Consider the following 2,004-nt stretch of genomic DNA (forward strand, 5'->3'; position numbering starts at 1 on the left):
TGCGGCAGCTCATCGAGGCTCGTCTTGCGGATGAAGCGGCCGACGGCGGTGACGCGCGCGTCGCCCTTGGTGACGAGATTTGCCGCATTGGCGTCGCAGCGGTCGACGTACATCGAGCGGAACTTGAAGATCTCGATCAGCTCGTTGTTGAAGCCATGTCGCTTCTGCCGGAACAGCACGGGCCCGGGGCTGTCGAGCTTGATCGCCGCGGCGACCGCCAGCATGACCGGGGCCAGCAGCAGCAACGCCAGCAGGGCGACGGCCTTGTCGAAGAGCCATTTCGCGACGGTGCCCCAGTCGGCGATGGGCTTTTCGAGCAGATCGATCATGGCGACGTTGCCGACGTGCGAGTAGGTGTCGCGGGTAAAGCGCAGCTCGGTTGCGCGCGCGGGGATCTTCACCTCAGCCGGCAGCACCGACAGCAGGCGCGCCAACTGCACGAGGCGGCGCTCCGCGGTGATCGGCAGCGCGATGATCACGATGTCGAGCCGGGTCTTGCGCGCGAACTGGACGAGATCGCTCAAGCCGCCGAGACGCGGATAGCCGGCGACGATGCGGTCGACGCGATCGTCTCCGCGGTCGTCGAAGACGCCCATGATCCGCACGTCGCTGTCGAGGTCGACCTCGAGCTCATCGATGAGCGTTTCCGTGATGGTGCCGCCACCGTAGATGGCAGCGCGGCGGAATAGTCGCCCTTGGCGGGTCCAGTGGTGCACGACCGTGCCGACGGCAAAGCGCTCAGCGATGAGCGCAACCGCGCCCGCCGCATACCAGAGCGCGAACCAGACGCGGGAGAACTCGTGTCCCACTTTGAGAAAGAACAATCCCGCAATGAGCAGCGCAAACGCCGCGGTCCAGCCGAGGAAAACGCGCGGCATATGACGGATGAAGGAGGTTAATGCCGGCAGGGAGTAGAGCTGGAGGAGCTCGAACGCCGCGACCGTCGTGAGGGCCATACCGATCACGGCGATGAGGAAGGCAGCGTTGCTGACGACGATCGGCTCGTCGACGTACAGAAGCGCTATCGCAAGCCCGAGCGCGACGATGATGGCGAAGTCGAAGGCGCGCACGGCACCGCGGATCACGACCATCGAGACGAGGCTCGATTTGTCGTGGAAGCGGAAGTCCGCAAGCCGTGGAATCTGGGTTGGCAGTGCTTCGGCGCAGGACGCGCTTTGCTGGGTGGAAGCTCTCTCGACGTGCAGCATTTGTGGGGGGCTCTTTACTGGTTTGCCCCATCAAACGCACACATCGTGCCACCGGCCCGTCGGCTGGCTACATGCTCGTTTAGGTTTGTCGTTAAGGTTAGCGGGTCCGATCTGCCGCGTGCCCGTGCGCCGCGTAGAAGTCGAGCACGGCAGCCGTCGTCGCACCAATAGCGAAGCGCTTCTGCACCGTCTGCTGCAGCCGCAGCGCACGCGCCTTTGCTGTCCCGGGATCGTCGAGAAAGGTTTGCAGGGCGCGAGCCAGCGCCTGGACATCGCCCGCTGGGAGCAACGGCGTATCGGACCCTGCAACGATCTCCGGAATGCCGCCGACATCGGTCGCGATCAGCGGCAGTTGGGCGGCGGCCGCCTCCATCACGATGAAGGGCAGGCTTTCGGCGCGCGACGGGATGACGATCGCGCGCCCACGGGGGAAGGCCTGCGCTGCCGGGAGCGGCCCGGGAAAGGTCACGGCGCCGGTCAACTGCAGCTCCTCGGCCAGGCGCTCGAACGCCTCGCGATCCGGCCCCGCGCCGACGATGACGGCGGAAACCGGCCGCGCGCTCTTAACCTCGGCGAACGCGCGCAGCAGCACATCCACCCCTTTGAGCTGGCGCAGCTCGCCGACGAACAGGAAGTCGGCCGCATCGGCCCGGGGCTCATGCGTGCCGAAATCGGATGGCTGCAGGCCGTTGGTGATCACCGCGGTCGGGGCAAGGCCAGCCCCGACACGCCGCTCGTACTCGCGGCGGATGTAGTCGCTTTCGAAAATGAGCCCGTCGGTGAAGCGGGCGAGCAC

The 2,004-nt window shown here is 66.2% G+C and carries 2 protein-coding genes; both read right to left on the minus strand.

What is annotated here, in order from left to right; genetic code table 11:
- The coding region (locus VGK20_05805) for a sugar transferase (GenBank protein HEY2773550.1) at positions 1 to 1,208 on the minus strand (1,208 nt) is incomplete at its 3' end.
- A gap of 97 nt (positions 1,209 to 1,305) precedes the next feature.
- Positions 1,306 to 2,004 (minus strand): glycosyltransferase family 4 protein (locus VGK20_05810; protein ID HEY2773551.1); only part of this gene is annotated, 699 nt, incomplete at its 5' end.

It is taken from the genome of Candidatus Binatia bacterium (genome assembly GCA_036493895.1).
Lineage (GTDB): Bacteria > Desulfobacterota > Binatia > UBA1149 > CAITLU01 > DATNBU01.